Raw genomic sequence first — 16286 nt, 5'->3', positions numbered from 1 at the left:
GATGCTAATAAACATTACGCTTCTCATATTATCTCTTGTCGCCATAGTGCTTTTTGACGCGCCGCGCCTGGTTCGTCAAAAACTCTGGCGTGAATTATGCGCTTTCGCTATAATCCTGGTTATCGGGTATACCCTGGCCTTCCTGCGCGTATTAGAAATTGCATTTTATTGAGCTGAACATCAACATCAGTCCGCCTCCCCGGTTATTTTGACTATGGCATGGTAGGTGATATCAAGCAACCGGCCTAGTTCCGGGATGCTCATTGACAGCACCGGCATCAATACGATGATGTTGCCCAGAGGGCGTATTACCAGGCCGTTTTTTCTGGCCTCCAGAATCACCTTGTGACCTATATTATCCTCCCACGGGTAGGGTTCTTTGGTATCTTTATTCTGCACCAGCTCAATACCGGCCATCAGACCCTTTTGCCTGATGTCGCCCACATGGGCGAGGCCGCTAAATCTTTTCAGGCCCTGCTCAAGGAATGAAACTTTTTCATTCAGCCCGTCAATTATTTTTTCACTCTCAATCAGTTTGATATTTGCCAGCGCGGCAGCGCAGGCCAACGGATTCCCGGTATAGGTATGACCGTGAAAAAAGGTCTTGCGTTCTGAGTGCGACCCGAGGAAAGCCTGATATACTTCATCAGTGGCCAGGGTGGCGGCCAGGGGCAGGTAGCCTCCGGTGATGCCCTTGGCCAGACACATCAAGTCCGGATTCACGTCTTCATGCCTGCAGGCGAACATTTTGCCCGTTCGTCCGAAACCGACGGCAACCTCATCGGCAATCAGCAAAATATTATAGCGGCTGCACAGTTCTCTTATCTTTCTCAAATACCCTTCCGGAGCCACGATCATCCCCGCGGCTCCCTGCACAAGAGGCTCAATAATCATGGCGGCGATTCCACAGTGGCTCTTGCTCATTACCTCTTCCACAGCCTGAGCGCAGGCCATGCCGCAGGAAGGCTTGGCCAGACCCAGCGGGCAGCGGTAGCAATAAGGAGCGGGCACATGCACACATTCAAAAAGAAGCGGCCTGAATATATCATGAAACATCTCCATCCCGCCAACGCTAACAGAGCCGATGGTATCTCCATGGTAAGCCTCCCCCATGGAGATGTATCTGATTTTCTTGCTGAAAGCCCCGCCATCTTTTTGCTGCCAATATTGGAAAGCCATTTTCAGGGCAATTTCCACCGCGGTGGATCCACTATCCGAGTAAAAAACCTTATTCAAGCCGGGCGGCGTGATTTCCACCAGCTTCTTTGCCAGTAAGATTGCGGGAACATTGGCAAGCCCCAGGAGCGTCGAGTGGGCTATTTTATCCAACTGTTCCGCAATGGCGCTGTTTAATTCCTTTTTATTATGCCCGTGCACAGTCACCCAAAGAGAGGACACCCCGTCCAGATAACGTTTTCCCTCAATGTCGGTGAGATAACTCCCTTCTCCCCTTTCAATTACCAGAGGCTTGTCTTTCACGTACTCCTGCATCTGAGTAAAGGGATGCCAGATGTATTCCTGGTCCCACTGTTCCAATAGTTCGCCTGGATAATCTTTCAATGACTTTCCCCCATTCACATTAAACTGCGCCACTCTACTTTTTCCTCTATTATCTCTACTAGACCGCCGGCACGACACAATTCGACATTCGTCTCCGGCAGGTATGGCACAATGCCGAGAATCGGCACACCGGTCATCCCTTCAATAACTTCGGGGTTGGTTCGCTCGGCTAAGGTAGCCTGCTCCTTCCGGTAGCCATTTATCACAATTCCCTTAACTTCCAACCCCATCCACTGGGCGTGTCTGACCGTCAAAACAGTATGGTTGATGGTACCCAGTCCCGGTCTGGCCACCACCAGCAATGGAATACCCAGCAAGTGCGCCAGGTCAGCCATGGTAAAGCTATAGTCTACCAGGGGAACGCAGAGCCCGCCCGCCCCTTCAACTAAAACATAATCATTTTCGCCGGCCAGGCGCTGGTATGCTTCTGCTAGAGCCGCCGGGTCGATTACCTGCCCGGAAACCCGCGCGGCTATATTAGGCGAGAGGGGCATCCTGAGACAGCAAGGGTTCATGTCCCTGACGGAGTACGGCAAGCCAGCCGCCGCCCGATAAAAAAGAGCGTCTTCAGACAGCAGTCCCTGCTCACTTTCGATCCCGCCGGCCTGCACCGGTTTAAAAGCCGCCGCCGCAATCCCGTTTTTCCTGAACACTCCGGCCAGGCCGCCGGTTATTACCGTTTTGCCCACCCCGGTATCAGTTCCGGTTACAAATAAGCCTTTTGCCAAAAAAAATCACCCTCTTCCGGTAATCCCGCCTGCGGCGGCATAACTTCTTATAACCTTCACACTCACTGCCGCGGCCGCTATTGAGAGAAAAAGGTCGCCGGGCAGGCAAACTGCCACCCCGATCCAGAGCGCTTGAGCAACTGAGAATGTCTTATGCGCCACGAAGTTTAAAATAAGGTATAAATACGTAACGCCAAAAACATAAACAACCGTAAGACCAGCCAGAGCGGCGAAAAGATATTTTTTAAAATTATCGCCGGGCACTCTTTCCACCACCAGTCCGACTATATATGCTCCGGCCGCAAACCCGACCAGATAACCAAATGTCGGCTGGAGAACGTAAGCGGGGCCTCCGCCGCTGGCAAACACCGGCGCGCCGGTCAAACCTACCATCACATATATTACCTGGCTTAAAAGGCCAAGTCTCTTGCCAAGAAGCATACCGGCGAACAAGACGAATAGAAATTGAAGAGTGAAAGGCACATACGGGATGGGTACCTTGATAAAAGCTCCCACCGCTGTTAAAGCGGCAAACATGGACACTAATGTCATTTCTCTGACAGATATTTTCATGACAGGCCCCCTCGTTTATATTGTTAACCAATCCCATGGTAAAGGTTAACTTTAATATATTATGAGCAGGTCCATATGTCAACTATAATATGTATATAGGTTGACAATAACTGTAGCTGCTTGGAACTTCGCATAATTTAAAAACATTGTTCTTTTCGCAAAAGCAGGATAAACGGCTTGGCTATTTCAATTATCTTTGTGAGGTTTTGGTTCCCGCTAAACGCTGCCTGATCTTTTCAATAGACTCGAGCACCGCCTCCGCCGCGGGACCGCCGGGCAGCTGTCTGGCCTCGACACAGCATGTGATGTTGATGGCCTCATACACGTCCTCTTCCACCAGAGGACTAAATTTTTTGTATTCTTCAAGGCTTAACTGTTCGAGCGTTTGCTCTTTTCCCAGGCAGTAAAAAACCGCCTTCCCAACCGCCGCGTGAGCCTCGCGGAACGGCACACCCTTGCGCACCAGGTAATCAGCCAAATCGGTAGCGCAGGTGAAACCGCCCCTCGCCGCCGCCGCCATATTATCTCTCTTTACTCGCATCGTGTTAAGCATCCGTCCGAAAACCAGCAGACATTTTTTCACGGTATCCACCGCGTCAAAAAGCGCTTCCTTGTCCTCTTGCATGTCCTTGTTATAAGCCAGAGGAAGCCCCTTAAGCATGGTCAATAACGTTTGCAGATCCCCAAAAACCCGGCCGGACTTGCCCCGGATCAGTTCAGCCACGTCAGGATTCTTTTTCTGGGGCATCATACTGCTTCCGGTGCTATAGGCGTCGTCCAGCTCGATGAAGGAAAACTCGGCGGTAGACCAGAGAATTATTTCTTCGCAAAACCGGCTTAAATGAACCATAATTAAAGAAGCCGCCGCCGTGAACTCCACCGCGAAATCACGGTCGCTCACCGCGTCCAGGCTATTCCAGGTAATTGACGAAAAACCAAGCTGTTCGGCGACAAACTTTCTGTCCAGGGGGAAGGTTGTCCCTGCAAGGGCACCCGCTCCCAAAGGCATCTCGTCAGCCCGCCGGCGGCAGTCCTGCAGCCGGTCCTCATCACGGCCGAACATCTGGCAATAGGCCAGCAAATGGTGCGCGAACGTTACCGGCTGCGCGCGCTGAAGGTGAGTGTAGCCGGGCATTATAGTATCAACGTGCCTCTCCGCCAGATTTAATAAGTCGGTTTGCAGCTGACGAAGCAATGCGCCGACCTGCTCTATTTCGTCTTTGATATATAGGCGGATGTCAAGAGCGACCTGGTCGTTTCTACTGCGCGCGGTGTGCAGCTTTTTGCCGACTTCTCCCACTTTGGCGGTAAGCAACTGTTCCACATTCATGTGAATGTCCTCAGCACCAACGGAAAACTCCACCCGCCCGGCTTCGATGTCGGCCAGCACCGCCTCCAGCCCGCGCACCAGTTCTTCTGATTCCGCCTGAGAAATAATTCCGGTTTTGCCCAGCATCCGGGCATGGGCGATGCTGCCTTTGATATCATATTTATAAAGCCGCTTGTCAAAAGAAATGGAAGAGTGAAAGTCTTCTACCAGTCGATCTGTTTCTTTTTGAAAACGGCCGCCCCATAATTTGCTCATAGCCTGACCCTCCTTTAGCCTCTCCTCAGCGGATATTGTATTTATCGTTTTATTTTAACATGGGCTTTTTTTACTGCCAAATAAATATAGAATAAAATTAGGAAGGAGGCAGATACCTTGCTCACCTGCCTCCTTCCTAATTTGCTTCCGGATATAGTATCCATCGCTTAGATTAATCCTCCTTCTCGTATTCGCCATCACAGATTGACTCTAATCCGACGTCTCTTAGGATTTCATTAATGAGTTCCCTCGTCATTTCTCATCCTCCTTTCCAATAACAGAATAAAATGATTATAATGCCTAATTATTGGCTAGTCAACATAAATTTATCAATCTTTATACCGGGTACGGTAGATAAACTTATCGCTGCCGCACTTTTTACATCGGCAGTCCTTGGTCAGCATCCGCCATATTTCCTCTTTTGTTACTTCTCCCCTGCGGGCAAGATCGACGGTTACTGTTTCCAGATCATGCCTGTTCTCACATATAAATGTTATGACTAGCTTGCTCAATCTAATTACCTCTTTACCTTATAGGGTAAAATAAATAACCAGTGACCGCCTTCTACATCCGGTCCGGCGTCCGTCACCGGCAAGCTGCTTTCCAGCAAATACCCTTAATATTTCATTATCTAATTGTGCTATGAGGCTTTATAAATAACATTTCTCGTTTCGGATATAGTCCCGCCAAATGCATTTGTCGCCACTATTAACAAGTTGTTGACACCGCCACCTTCTTTCGATAATGTCACGTCGGCGGAAAACTGACCGTTGCTTGTAGTCCCTTTAAAAATCAAGCTTTTTACAGCGCTGTCTCCATTGTAGTAATTATTATAAATCTCAATCAAGTTATTAGGTTCGGTAAAACCGCTAATCTTAATTTTTTCCGTGGAAACATAGCCGTCTTTCGGTTCCGGTGACGAAACGACGAGCGTAGGTTGTTTGTTATTAAGCCTGCTGTAAGTAACGACTTGTTGCACAGTGCTTGTTTTTCCTTTTTGATTAGTTGACGTAACCTTAACTACATTCTCACCATTTTCCAGCGGCACACTGACAATAAAATCACCTTTTTCATCCGGTGTCGCCCGATAACCATTAGCGTCCACCTGACAGCCGGGCTCTGTCGCGCCTTTGATTATGAGCATCTCCGTGTCGGAATTATATTCTCCCGGAATGGTCACATCCAGCTTGGGATTGTCGGAAGGTATATAATTTACGCTTTTTGCCGTTGCGTAAATGGATTTGTTGTCACTCGAAACAACTTTTAATGCAACAGAATTCAACCCGGGAGTCAGCTTCAGCTGAGCATTGAAATTTCCAAACCCGTCAACCGCAGCCTCTGACTCGTTAATAAATATACGCTGCCCCGGCCCGATGTTTCCAGGTATATTCAGGGTTTCTTCTTTTGATGTCTCAGGTATATTAAATACATAACCCGAGGAGGAAGAGGAGGAAGAAGAATATCCTCCCTCTTCCTGTTGGGCTGAGGCATCTGTTTGTTCTTGTGTCTTACCCAAACATCCTGTCAGTCCACCGGCAATTAACAAGATTAAAACAATTGTAAAAGCAATTTTTTTCATCCCGATTACTCCACCTATGATAAACTTTGGCTAATTCTTTTATTTTAATCCCGCATTCTTCTCCATCAGCGCCCTTACCTTCAACGGCAGCCCAAAAAGGTTGATGAAACCCTCCGCGTCCCGCTGGTTGTATATTTCGTCCTTGCTGAAAGTGGACAGTTCCTGGTTGTACAGGGAATACGGCGACTTTGTGCCTGCCGGCGTGCAGTTTCCCTTGTAGAGTTTCATTACCACCGTTCCGGTAACTGTTCTCTGGGTGCTGTCCACAAAGGCGTCAAGGGCTTCTCTGATCGGAGCGAACCACACCCCGTCGTAAACCAATTCGGCGTACCGGGAAGCAACTAATTCTTTAAAATGCATGGTTGCGCGGTCCAGGGTCAACAGCTCCAGCTCATGGTGGGCCTGGTACAAAACCGTGCCGCCCGGGGTCTCGTAAACACCGCGGGATTTCATGCCCACCAGCCGGTTTTCCACCATATCGGCGATGCCGACACCGTTTTCCCCCGCGATCTGATTAAGCTTTTCAATAAGAGCTACCGGATCAAGAGCCGCCCCGTCCACTTTAACGGGTATGCCGCACTCGAATTCAATACTGACGTAGGCCGGCTTATCGGGAGCTTTTTCCGGCGGTGTGATTAATTCCAATATATCCGGTTTCGGTTCATTCCAGGGATCTTCCAGATCCACACCCTCGTGGCTCAAGTGCCAGAGGTTGCGGTCCATGCTGTAAGCACGGTCCTTTGTTACCGGCACCTGGATGCCCCTGGCATTGGCGTAATCAATGGCGTCCTCTCTGGAGCGAATATCCCATTCCCGCCAGGGAGCAATGATCTTCAATTCCGGGGCGAGAGACTTCACTCCCAGTTCAAAGCGAATCTGGTCGTTGCCCTTACCGGTGGCGCCGTGCGCCACTGCCTCGGCGCCTTCTTTTTTAGCAATTTCAACCATCCTTTTAGCGATCAGAGGCCGGGCCATGGAAGTGCCCAGCAAATATTTACCCTCGTAAATTGCGCCGGCCTTTAAAGTAGGATAGATGTAATCCTCAACAAGCTCCCGCTTCAGATCCTCGATATAAATCTTACTGGCGCCGGTTTTGATGGCCTTTTCGTTAAGAGGCGCCAGTTCCTCACCCTGGCCCACGTCGGCTGCCATTGCGATAACCTCGTAACCATAATTCTCTATCAGCCAGGGAATAATAATTGATGTGTCCAACCCGCCCGAGTAAGCCAAGACAACCTTTGCCTTTGACATTTGCGCAACATCTCCTTCACCTTGTTGAACTGAATTTATGCTAATTTCCGAACAATTTTCATAAAAATGCCGCCAATTATCACAATTAGGCATAATATTACTCTGTTGTAGAATTCTACAACAGTTATTCACATATGTCAATAAATTATAACAGCAAGGCCAAAACAGCCTTTTGGGCGTGCAGGCGGTTCTCCGCCTCATCCCAGACGGCTGAATGCCGTCCGTCTATCACTCCGGCGCTTACTTCCTCGCCCCGGTGGGCAGGCAGGCAATGCAGAAAAATGTAGTCCTGCGCGGCGTGGGCAACCAGCTGTTCATTGACCTGATACGGGGGGAATACACCAGCCCTTTTCTTTTGTTCAGCTTCCTGCCCCATGCTGGCCCACACGTCGGTTACGACTACATCCGCTCCAGAGACTGCTTCGACCGGATCGTTCATTATTTCCACCTTGCTGCCGGTCGGCAAGGCGTCTTCCTTCGCCAGCCTGACGATTTCCCCGTCAGGCATATATCCGTCCGGGCAGGCCACGCTGATATGCATACCCACCTTGGCGCAGCCGAACAGGAGGGAATGACAGATATTATTACCATCCCCGACATAGGCCAGCTTCAAACCGGCAAAAGTTCCCTTCCTTTCTTTTATAGTTTGCAGGTCGGCCAGGATTTGGCAGGGGTGCAGGAGGTCGGTCAGTCCGTTAATCACCGGAATGGTGGCGTAATGTGCCAGTTCCTCCACTTCGGCATGAGAGTACGTTCTGATCATAATACCGTCCAGGTAGCGGGAAAGCACCTTGGCGGTATCGGCAATACTCTCGCCCCGCCCGAGCTGCAAGTCATTTGCGCTTAAAAACATCGGGTAACCGCCAAGTTGGTACATGGCTACCTCGAAAGACACTCTTGTACGGGTGGAAGACTTTTGAAAGATCATTCCTAAAGTCTTTCCCTGCAGACAGGCGTGAGGTACTTGACAATTTTGTTTTTCTTTCAATTCACCGGCCAGCTCAATAATAGCGGCCACTTCATCCGGACTGAAATTGTGCAGGGTTAAAAGGTCGCGCCCCTTTAAAACAACTTTCTGTGCATCCAACTCTTATATCCCTTCTCTCTAAAAGCTTAACAACATACGCTTGACGCTCCGAACTCCGCCATGCTCAACGGCTCCGGCCCTCCTCCCTGTTTTAGATAGCGCAGGACCACTGACAGCGCGCGCGCAGTGTCCAGCGAAGTTAAACAAGGCACTTTATACTCGGCAGCGGTTCTCCTCAGCAAAAAGCCCGGCCGTTCGCGGTTTTTCCCCCGGGTGGGGGTATTAATCAACAGGGCTATATTCCCGGAACAAACCAAGGAAACTGTTTCTTCTGCCTCACGTACCGTCAGCCCGGCTTTTTTCAGAAATTCCGCCGTACCCGGGGTAGCCTGAAGTTGGAACCCGAGGCCAGCGTATTCGCGCGCCAGAGGTATTGCTTCCTCCTTATCCCGGTCCGCTATGGAAAAAAGCACGTCTCCGCTGCATGCCACCCGCAGCCCGGCCGACTGCATGGCTTTATATAGAGCATGGGAAAAAGTGCGGTCAACTCCCATCACCTCACCGGTTGATTTCATTTCAGGTCCCAGCGAGATCTCAACCTGGCTGAGCTTTTCGAAGGAGAATACCGGCGCTTTCACAGCGATAAAGCCATGTTCGGGTCCGAGTCCGGGGCGGTAGCCCAGATCCGCCAGACTTTTGCCAAGCATGGTTCTCGTTGCCGCCTGAACCATCGGAACCCCGGTAACCTTGCTCAACACCGGCACAGTGCGTGACGCCCGCGGGTTTACTTCCAGGACGTAGACCCCGCTGTCATCCACAACATACTGGATGTTAATCAGCCCGCAGATTCGCAGCGCCCGGCCGATTTTCAAGGTATATTCAACAATCTTCCCCGTTACCTGACGGCTTAAGGTCTGGGGCGGATAAACGGCAATACTGTCACCAGAATGTACTCCGGCTCTCTCAATGTGTTCCATGATCCCCGGGATAAAAAGGTCTCGCCCGTCGCCGACAGCATCCACTTCCACCTCTTTGCCAAGAATATATTTATCCACCAGCACCGGGTGTCTGGGAGAAACTTGCACGGCGGTAGCCATATACTTCAATAACTCGCTGGTATTGCTGACAATTTCCATCGCGCGGCCCCCAAGTACGTAAGAAGGCCTGACCAGGACGGGATAGCCTAACTTCTCGGCTATGTCCCGGGCCGCTTCAACCGTTGTGGCTGATTTTCCCTCCGACTGCGGCACACCAAGCTCCGTTAACAATTTTTCAAATTTGCCGCGATCCTCGGCCGTATCAATTCCTTCCACCGGAGTACCGAGAATTTTAATGCCCGCCGAGACAAGCCCGGCAGTAAGGTTGATTGCCGTCTGTCCGCCAAACTGGACAATTACGCCGAGAGGCTTTTCTTTCTCAATTACATTTAACACGTCTTCCAGAGTCAACGGCTCAAAATAAAGCTTGTCGGCGGTATCAAAGTCTGTGCTGACTGTTTCCGGGTTGTTGTTGATGATTACTGCTTCGATGTCCTCTTTTTGCAGCCCCCATACTGAATGAACAGAACAGTAATCAAATTCTATTCCCTGCCCGATGCGAATCGGCCCTGAACCTAAAACAAGCACTTTGGGCCGCCCGGAAACCGGCACCTCGTCCTCATCTTCATAGGTTGAATAATAATAAGGAGTGGCGGCGGCAAACTCGGCGGCACAGGTGTCGACAATTTTATAAGTTGGAGCAACTCCGTATTCTTTGCGCAGAGCGCGTATATCTTGCGCCGTCCGTCCGGTCAGGCGGCCGATCAGAGAGTCAGGCAGACCAGAAATTTTTGCCTGGCGCAGCAAATCTGGAGGGGGCTTGGGCCCTTCGGTTCGCAGCTTGCGTTCCAGCTCAATTATTTTTTTTATCTTGCTGAGGTAAAAATAATCGATCATGGTGAGCTGGGCAATTTCACGCATACTCCAAAAGCGGCTGAAGGCCTCGGCTATGGCAAAAAGGCGCAGATCGTTGGGATATGAAAGATTGTCCTGCAGTTCCATCTCGGACCAGGCGGCGGCCCCGCGCAGGTGGAGGCTATCCACGCCCACTTCCAGAGAGCGCACCGCTTTCATCAGCGCCCCTTCAAAAGTACGGTCAATAGACATAACCTCCCCTGTAGCCTTCATCTGGGTGCTCAGGGTCCGGTCTGCGCTGCCGAATTTGTCGAAAGGCCAGCGGGGTATCTTCACTACCACATAGTCTAAAGCCGGTTCGAAGCAGGCCGTGGTTTTGCCGGTAACGGGATTGATAATCTCATCCAGGTTAAGCCCGATGGCTATCTTGGCGGCCATCTTCGCAATAGGGTAGCCGGTGGCTTTGGAAGCCAGCGCGCTTGAGCGGCTGACCCTGGGATTAACCTCGATTACAAAATAATTCATACTCTTGAGATCGAGGGCAAACTGGACGTTGCACCCGCCTTCTACCTCCAGCGCGCGAATAATCCGCAGAGAAGCCGACCGCAGGAGCTGATACTCTTTATCAGAAAGGGTTTGAGACGGGGCAATGACAATACTGTCCCCTGTATGAATGCCGACCGGGTCAATGTTTTCCATATTGCAGATAGTGATGCAGTTGTTCGCGCCGTCCCGCATCACCTCGTATTCTATCTCTTTCCATCCGGCAACACTTTGCTCCAGAAGCACCTGGCCGATCATACTCATCTTCAGGCCCCGGCGGGCAACTTCTGTCAAATCATACTCGTTGTAAGCAATACCGCCGCCCGTCCCGCCAAGGGTATACGCCGGCCTGACAATGACCGGGTAACCGTTCAAACCGGCGAAAGTCAGACATTCTTCCACACTTTCAGCGATAGCGCTTTCAGGCACCGGTTCACCGATTTCGAGCATCAGCTTCTTGAAAAGCTCCCTGTCTTCGGCACGTTTAATAGCCTCCAGAGAGGTTCCCAACAATTTTACTTCGTACTCAGCCAGCACACCTTTTTCAGCTAATTCCACGGCGATATTCAGACCGGTCTGGCCGCCCAGGGTGGGGAGAAGCCCGTCGGGGCGCTCCCTGGCAATGATCCTGGCTAAGCTTTCCCATGAAAGCGGCTCTATATAGACCAGATCGGCAATATCCAGATCAGTCATAATGGTAGCCGGGTTGGAATTAACCAGCACCACGGAAATACCTTCTTCGCGCAACGCCTTACAGGCCTGGGTACCGGCATAGTCGAATTCCGCAGCCTGACCGATAACAATCGGACCGGAACCTATTACCAGAACTTTTTTTATGTCATTCCGCTTAGGCATTGCTCAGCCTCCCGGTTACTTTAGTAATTCAGATTGCCCATAACTCCCTCCAGTATCCCCACAGCCCGGTCTACCTCCTGCTTTGTTATCGTCAGCGGCGGGATAAAACGAAGTACATTATTATTGATACAATTGATTAAAAGACCTTTCTCCCGGCAACCGTTAACGATATCCTTGCCTTCAACGTTCAGCTCGATACCCAGCAAAAGGCCGAGTCCGCGCACCTCCTGCACATAATCATATTTTCCGGCCAACTCCACCAGTTTATCATACATATAGGCGCCTACCGCGGCGGCATTTTCCACCACACCACCCGTAAGCAGCAAATCCATGGCGGCCAGCGCGGCGGCGCAGGCCAGCGGGTTGCCGCCAAAAGTGGAGGCATGATCTCCCGGCTGGAAAGCGGCAGCCACATCGTCTGTCGCCAGTACGGCGCCGATCGGAAAACCGCCGCCCAGCGCTTTAGCCAGGGTAAGAATATCAGGCTTTACACCGTAGTGCTGACAGGCCAGGAAACGTCCGGTGCGCCCGACGCCGGTCTGCACTTCGTCGAAAATCAGCAAAGCGCCATGCTCCCGGCAGAGCATTTTCACTCCTTCAAGGTAGTAACGCGATGCCACGTTGACGCCGCCTTCCCCCTGGACCGGTTCCAGCAGCACGGCGCAAGTATCCGGGCCAACTGCCTGTTCCATGGCCTCCAGGTCGTTGAACGGAGCATATTTAAAGCCTCCAGGGAGCGGCTCAAAACCTTGCTGGTACTTGGGCTGGCCGGTGGCGGTTATTGTTGCCAGCGTCCGGCCGTGGAAAGACTGCCAGGCGGTGATTATTTCCACCTTCCGCGGGCTGTATTTCAGCTTGGCGTGCTTACGCGCCAGTTTAATTGCGGCTTCATTCGCCTCGGCGCCGCTGTTGCTGAAAAAAACTTTACCCATGCCGGAGTTTTCAACCAAAATTTTGGCTAAAAGCACTTGAGGCTCGATATAATACAGGTTAGAACAGTGAATCAGTTTTTTTGCCTGCCGGGAAATGGCTTCAACTACTTCCGGATGACAATGCCCGAATGAATTTACAGCAATACCGCTGACAAAATCCAGGTACTCATTCCCGTCGGCATCCCACATTACGGCGCCCTGTCCTCTGACCGGAGCTAAAGGCATACGCCCGACGCACCGCATCAGGTAGTGATCGCCCATCTCTATTATCTCTTTCGTATTCATAACATAGTCACCCCGCTTCATTTTATAACCTAAATAAAGTTGGTAATTACTCAGGTATAAACCTTTTTTCGCTCTGACTCCCGAGTAATTATCATTTTTCAACCATTGTTCCGATGCCTTTATCGGTAAATACTTCCAGAAGGATCGAGTGCGGCACTCTCCCGTCCAGAATGTGGGTTGTACGCACTCCTCCGGCCAGTGCCTCCAAACAACACTCAACTTTGGGAATCATGCCACCGTCAATTTTTCCTTGTTCAACAAGAGTGGAGAATTCATTTACCCGCAGAATCGAGATGAGCGAGCCCGGATCGTTCCGGTCAGCCATGATTCCTTCCACATCGGTTAAGATAATCAGTTTATCGGCTCCCAGCGCGGCCGCCAGACAGCCTGCGGCGTAATCGGCATTGACATTGTAGCCTTCTCCCCCGGCTCCTACGGCTACCGGCGCCACTACCGGAATATATTCCTCTCTGATCAGTTTTGTGATAATCTCGGGATTGACCTTGCCGACATCACCTACAAAGCCGATATCCGCCATTTCTTCCCCGCCTTCCGGCGTACGTGTCTGATGCAGTTTCTTAACCGCTTGGAACATGTTCGCGTCTTTGCCTGACAAACCCACCGCCCGCCCGCCGATGCGGTTGAGCTGAGCTACTATGTCCTTATTAATCTTACCTACCAGAACCATTTCCACAATTTCCATGGTTTCCGCATCGGTAACCCGTAAACCGTCAACAAATCTTGACTCTTTGCCCACCCTTTTCAGCATTCCGGTTATTTCCGGGCCTCCCCCGTGAACAATCACCGGCTGCATCCCGACATATTTCATCAGCACCACATCGGTAAGCACGGCCTCTTTAAGTTCATTGTTAATCATAGCGTGACCGCCGTATTTTATTACAACAGTCTTGCCGTAAAATTTTTTTATATATGGCAAAGCCTCCACTAAAATAGCCGCTTTTTCAATGGCCGTAGACATCTCAAAACCCTCCTATGTCCGGTAATCTCCATTTATCCTGACGTAATCGTAGGTCAGATCGCAACCCCAGGCGGTAGCATCATATTTTCCGGCATTAAAATCAATAATAATCCGTACAGCATCTTTTTTTAAAACTTCCAGGGCTCTTTCCTCGCTGAACTCAATTGAACAACCTTTTTTAGTAACCTGCTCGTTACCGAGAAAAATATCTACCCTACGCGGGTCAAAATTGGCCCCCGAGTAACCGGCAGCGCATAAAACCCTTCCCCAGTTGGCATCCCGGCCAAAAATCGCGGCCTTGACCAAGTTTGACCCGGCCACCGCCCTTGCCGCCAGGCGGGCGTCTTCAAGGGTACGCGCGTTGCGGGCCTCCACCTGGATCAGCTTGGTCGCGCCCTCTCCGTCCCTGGCAATATCCATCGCCAGGCTGACACAGACATCGGTCAAAACATCACGAAACGATATGTATTCATCGCCTTCACCGTCAATAACCGGATTCCCGGCAAAACCGTTTGCCAGAACCACTGCCGTGTCGTTGGTACTGGTGTCCCTGTCCACAGTAATCATATTAAAGCTGCAAGAAACGGCATATTTAAGCGCCTGCTGGAGACAGGCGGGAGATATTGCGGCGTCCGTGGTAATAAAACATAATAAGGTAGCCATATCAGGGTGAATCATCCCCGAGCCTTTAGCCATCCCGCCGACAGTCACCGTTTTTCCACCTATGACAATCTTCCGGGCAGCCTCTTTGGGAACAGTATCAGTGGTCATAATCGCTTCGGCTGCCATTGCGCCTCCAACCGCGCTTATTTCACCGGCAGCCTGCCGAATACCCGGCAGCACTTTATCCATGGGCATCTTCTGTCCAATCACGCCGGTGGAGGCCACAAGAACAAGTTCCCCAGGAATGCCCAGGGCAACACCCGCCGCGGACGCCATCGCCAGGGCATCTTCCATCCCCTGCTCACCATTGCACGCGTTGGCGTTACCGCTGTTAACAACAATTGCCTGCGCTTTCCCTCCGGCGACACGTTCCATTGAAAGCAAAACCGGCGCCGCTTTTACTATGTTAGTAGTAAAAACTCCGGCTGCTGCTGCCGGCACATTAGAATAAATAACAGCTATATCTTTTTTTATTTTATACCTTATCCCGGCGGAAGCCGTACCTGCCTGAAAACCAGCGGCCGCAGTCACTCCGCCGGACAGTTTCCATTCGCTTTCCACTTAAGCAACCTCCTATTTTATATACGCATTACTTATTCTGGTATTCAGAATTCAGGAGTCAGAATTCTGAATAAGCCCGAGAATATTCTTCCAGTAATTTACCAGCCTCATACAAAAGAAGTTTGTTTCTATATATCAGCTTATCTAAGAATCTTCGTAAAAACATAACTGATTATTAAGGGAAAAGCCCCGCCCCTACTAAAGCGGTATCTTCCGGCAATCCACAGATAATATTCATATTTTGCACCGCTTGACCGGCAGCCCCTTTAAATATATTGTCAATGGCTGAAATGATCACAATCCTGCCTGTGCGGGGGTCAACAGCAATACCAATATCACAATGGTTTGTTCCAGCCACCCATTTGGTCTGGGGCAGCATCCCCTCCGGCAAGACCCGCACAAAGAACTCATCCTTGTAGAACTCCCGGTAAAGCTCTATTATTTCGCCTTCACCCGGCAGGTTGGACAACTTGGCGTAAATAGTGCTGAGAATACCTCTGGTAATGGGCAACAGGTGAGGAGTAAAAGATACTGTTACATCTTCCCCGGCCAGTTTGCCCAGTTCCTGCTCAATCTCCGGAGTATGACGGTGTACCGCCACGTTATAAGCTTTAAAATTCTCATTAACCTCACTGAAATGAATACCCAGGGACAATCCCCGCCCCGCTCCGGAAACACCTGATTTTGAGTCGATAATGATACTGCCTGAGTCGACCAGTTTATTCCGTAAAAGAGGAGCAAGAGCCAGAATAACGCTGGTCGGATAACAGCCGGGGTTAGCCACTATTTTTGCCTCTCTGATTTTCTTCCGGTTTATTTCAGGCAAACCATAAACAGCATCTGCCAGCAATTCTCTGGCCGTATGCTCAACTTTATACCACTTTTCATATACCTTGTAATCTGCCAGCCGGAAATCAGCCCCCAAGTCAATTAGTTTTTTCCCACGGCAAGCCGCCTCAACGGCAATCGGCATGGCGTGCCCGTGAGGCAGGGCAACAAAAACCACGTCCGCGGAGTACAGCATATCCGTTTGAGCAGCATCTACACAAGTTAACTGGTTATATTTATACAGGTGCGGATAAACCACCCAGAATGGTTGACCGGCATAACTCTGAGTCCCTAAAGCCACCAGTTCAACTTCCGGGTGGCGGGACAAAATTCTTACCAACTCGGCCCCTGTATAGCCCGTTGCTCCGACGATCCCTACTTTCACTGTCATGTCATATCACCTCAGGAAAAAAGATATTTAACATAAACCTCTTGTGGTACGCTA

14 protein-coding genes are annotated in these 16286 nt (G+C 50.6%); 1 reads left to right on the top strand and 13 read right to left on the bottom strand.

Annotation, left to right across the window (positions count from 1 at the left end):
* Window position 1 precedes the first annotated feature (1 nt).
* A complete protein-coding gene (locus tag L9W92_RS11310) occupies window positions 2-172 on the top strand; it encodes a hypothetical protein (protein WP_240083869.1) in 171 nt (56 codons plus the stop codon).
* Window positions 173-186: 14 nt separating this feature from the next.
* On the opposite strand, the gene bioA is transcribed toward L9W92_RS11310, so the two are convergent.
* The 13 genes from bioA to argC all read right to left on the bottom strand — a co-directional run bounded on the left by bioA (window position 187) and on the right by argC (window position 16232).
* Entirely contained in the window at window positions 187-1560 is a 1374-nt protein-coding gene (gene bioA / locus L9W92_RS11305; protein ID WP_240083868.1) for an adenosylmethionine--8-amino-7-oxononanoate transaminase, read from the bottom strand.
* Between the two features lie 14 nt (window positions 1561-1574).
* Entirely contained in the window at window positions 1575-2288 is a 714-nt protein-coding gene (bioD, locus tag L9W92_RS11300; RefSeq protein WP_240083867.1) for a dethiobiotin synthase, read from the bottom strand.
* Between the two features lie 6 nt (window positions 2289-2294).
* Entirely contained in the window at window positions 2295-2861 is a 567-nt protein-coding gene (locus tag L9W92_RS11295) for a biotin transporter BioY (RefSeq protein WP_240083866.1), read from the bottom strand.
* A gap of 190 nt (window positions 2862-3051) precedes the next feature.
* Window positions 3052-4446, bottom strand: a complete 1395-nt coding sequence (gene argH, locus L9W92_RS11290; RefSeq protein WP_240083865.1) for an argininosuccinate lyase — start codon at window positions 4444-4446, stop codon at window positions 3052-3054.
* Window positions 4447-4775: 329 nt separating this feature from the next.
* Window positions 4776-4958: a hypothetical protein gene (locus L9W92_RS11285; RefSeq protein ID WP_240083864.1), complete on the bottom strand. Its 183-nt coding sequence runs from the start codon at window positions 4956-4958 to the stop codon at window positions 4776-4778.
* Between the two features lie 128 nt (window positions 4959-5086).
* Complete coding sequence (locus L9W92_RS11280; RefSeq protein ID WP_240083863.1) at window positions 5087-6025, bottom strand: hypothetical protein; 939 nt, start codon at window positions 6023-6025, stop codon at window positions 5087-5089.
* 39 nt (window positions 6026-6064) lie between these two features.
* On the bottom strand, window positions 6065-7276 hold the full coding sequence (locus tag L9W92_RS11275; RefSeq protein WP_240083862.1) for an argininosuccinate synthase: 1212 nt from the start codon (window positions 7274-7276) through the stop codon (window positions 6065-6067).
* A gap of 145 nt (window positions 7277-7421) precedes the next feature.
* Window positions 7422-8363: an ornithine carbamoyltransferase gene (argF, locus tag L9W92_RS11270; RefSeq protein WP_240083861.1), complete on the bottom strand. Its 942-nt coding sequence runs from the start codon at window positions 8361-8363 to the stop codon at window positions 7422-7424.
* A gap of 26 nt (window positions 8364-8389) precedes the next feature.
* Entirely contained in the window at window positions 8390-11593 is a 3204-nt protein-coding gene (gene carB / locus L9W92_RS11265) for a carbamoyl-phosphate synthase large subunit (protein ID WP_240083860.1), read from the bottom strand.
* A 20-nt stretch (window positions 11594-11613) separates the two neighbouring features.
* On the bottom strand, window positions 11614-12810 hold the full coding sequence (locus L9W92_RS11260; protein ID WP_240083859.1) for an acetylornithine transaminase: 1197 nt from the start codon (window positions 12808-12810) through the stop codon (window positions 11614-11616).
* Between the two features lie 91 nt (window positions 12811-12901).
* Complete coding sequence (argB, locus tag L9W92_RS11255; RefSeq protein WP_240083858.1) at window positions 12902-13789, bottom strand: acetylglutamate kinase; 888 nt, start codon at window positions 13787-13789, stop codon at window positions 12902-12904.
* A 12-nt stretch (window positions 13790-13801) separates the two neighbouring features.
* Entirely contained in the window at window positions 13802-15013 is a 1212-nt protein-coding gene (gene argJ, locus L9W92_RS11250; protein WP_240083857.1) for a bifunctional glutamate N-acetyltransferase/amino-acid acetyltransferase ArgJ, read from the bottom strand.
* Window positions 15014-15188: 175 nt separating this feature from the next.
* Window positions 15189-16232, bottom strand: coding sequence for an N-acetyl-gamma-glutamyl-phosphate reductase (gene argC / locus L9W92_RS11245; RefSeq protein ID WP_240083856.1), 1044 nt, complete (start codon window positions 16230-16232; stop codon window positions 15189-15191).
* Between the last annotated feature and the right edge of the window lie 54 nt (window positions 16233-16286).

Source organism: Pelotomaculum terephthalicicum JT (assembly GCF_022410535.1).
Classification (GTDB): domain Bacteria; phylum Bacillota; class Desulfotomaculia; order Desulfotomaculales; family Pelotomaculaceae; genus Pelotomaculum_D; species Pelotomaculum_D terephthalicicum.
Note: the sequence above shows the minus strand (reverse complement) of the source record. Positions and strands in the feature narration are given on the sequence as shown.

Bases quoted from the DNA above. Each gene is read 5' to 3' on its own strand.
- L9W92_RS11295 (WP_240083866.1), bottom strand. From the start codon at position 2,861: ATGAAAATATCTGTCAGAGAAATGACATTAGTGTCCATGTTTGCCGCT.
- L9W92_RS11275 (WP_240083862.1), bottom strand. From the start codon at position 7,276: ATGTCAAAGGCAAAGGTTGTCTTGGCTTACTCGGGCGGGTTGGACACA.
- L9W92_RS11310 (WP_240083869.1), top strand. From the start codon at position 2: ATGCTAATAAACATTACGCTTCTCATATTATCTCTTGTCGCCATAGTG.
- L9W92_RS11260 (WP_240083859.1), bottom strand. From the start codon at position 12,810: ATGAATACGAAAGAGATAATAGAGATGGGCGATCACTACCTGATGCGG.
- L9W92_RS11280 (WP_240083863.1), bottom strand. From the start codon at position 6,025: ATGAAAAAAATTGCTTTTACAATTGTTTTAATCTTGTTAATTGCCGGT.
- carB (WP_240083860.1), bottom strand. From the start codon at position 11,593: ATGCCTAAGCGGAATGACATAAAAAAAGTTCTGGTAATAGGTTCCGGT.
- argB (WP_240083858.1), bottom strand. From the start codon at position 13,789: ATGTCTACGGCCATTGAAAAAGCGGCTATTTTAGTGGAGGCTTTGCCA.
- argC (WP_240083856.1), bottom strand. From the start codon at position 16,232: ATGACAGTGAAAGTAGGGATCGTCGGAGCAACGGGCTATACAGGGGCC.
- argH (WP_240083865.1), bottom strand. From the start codon at position 4,446: ATGAGCAAATTATGGGGCGGCCGTTTTCAAAAAGAAACAGATCGACTG.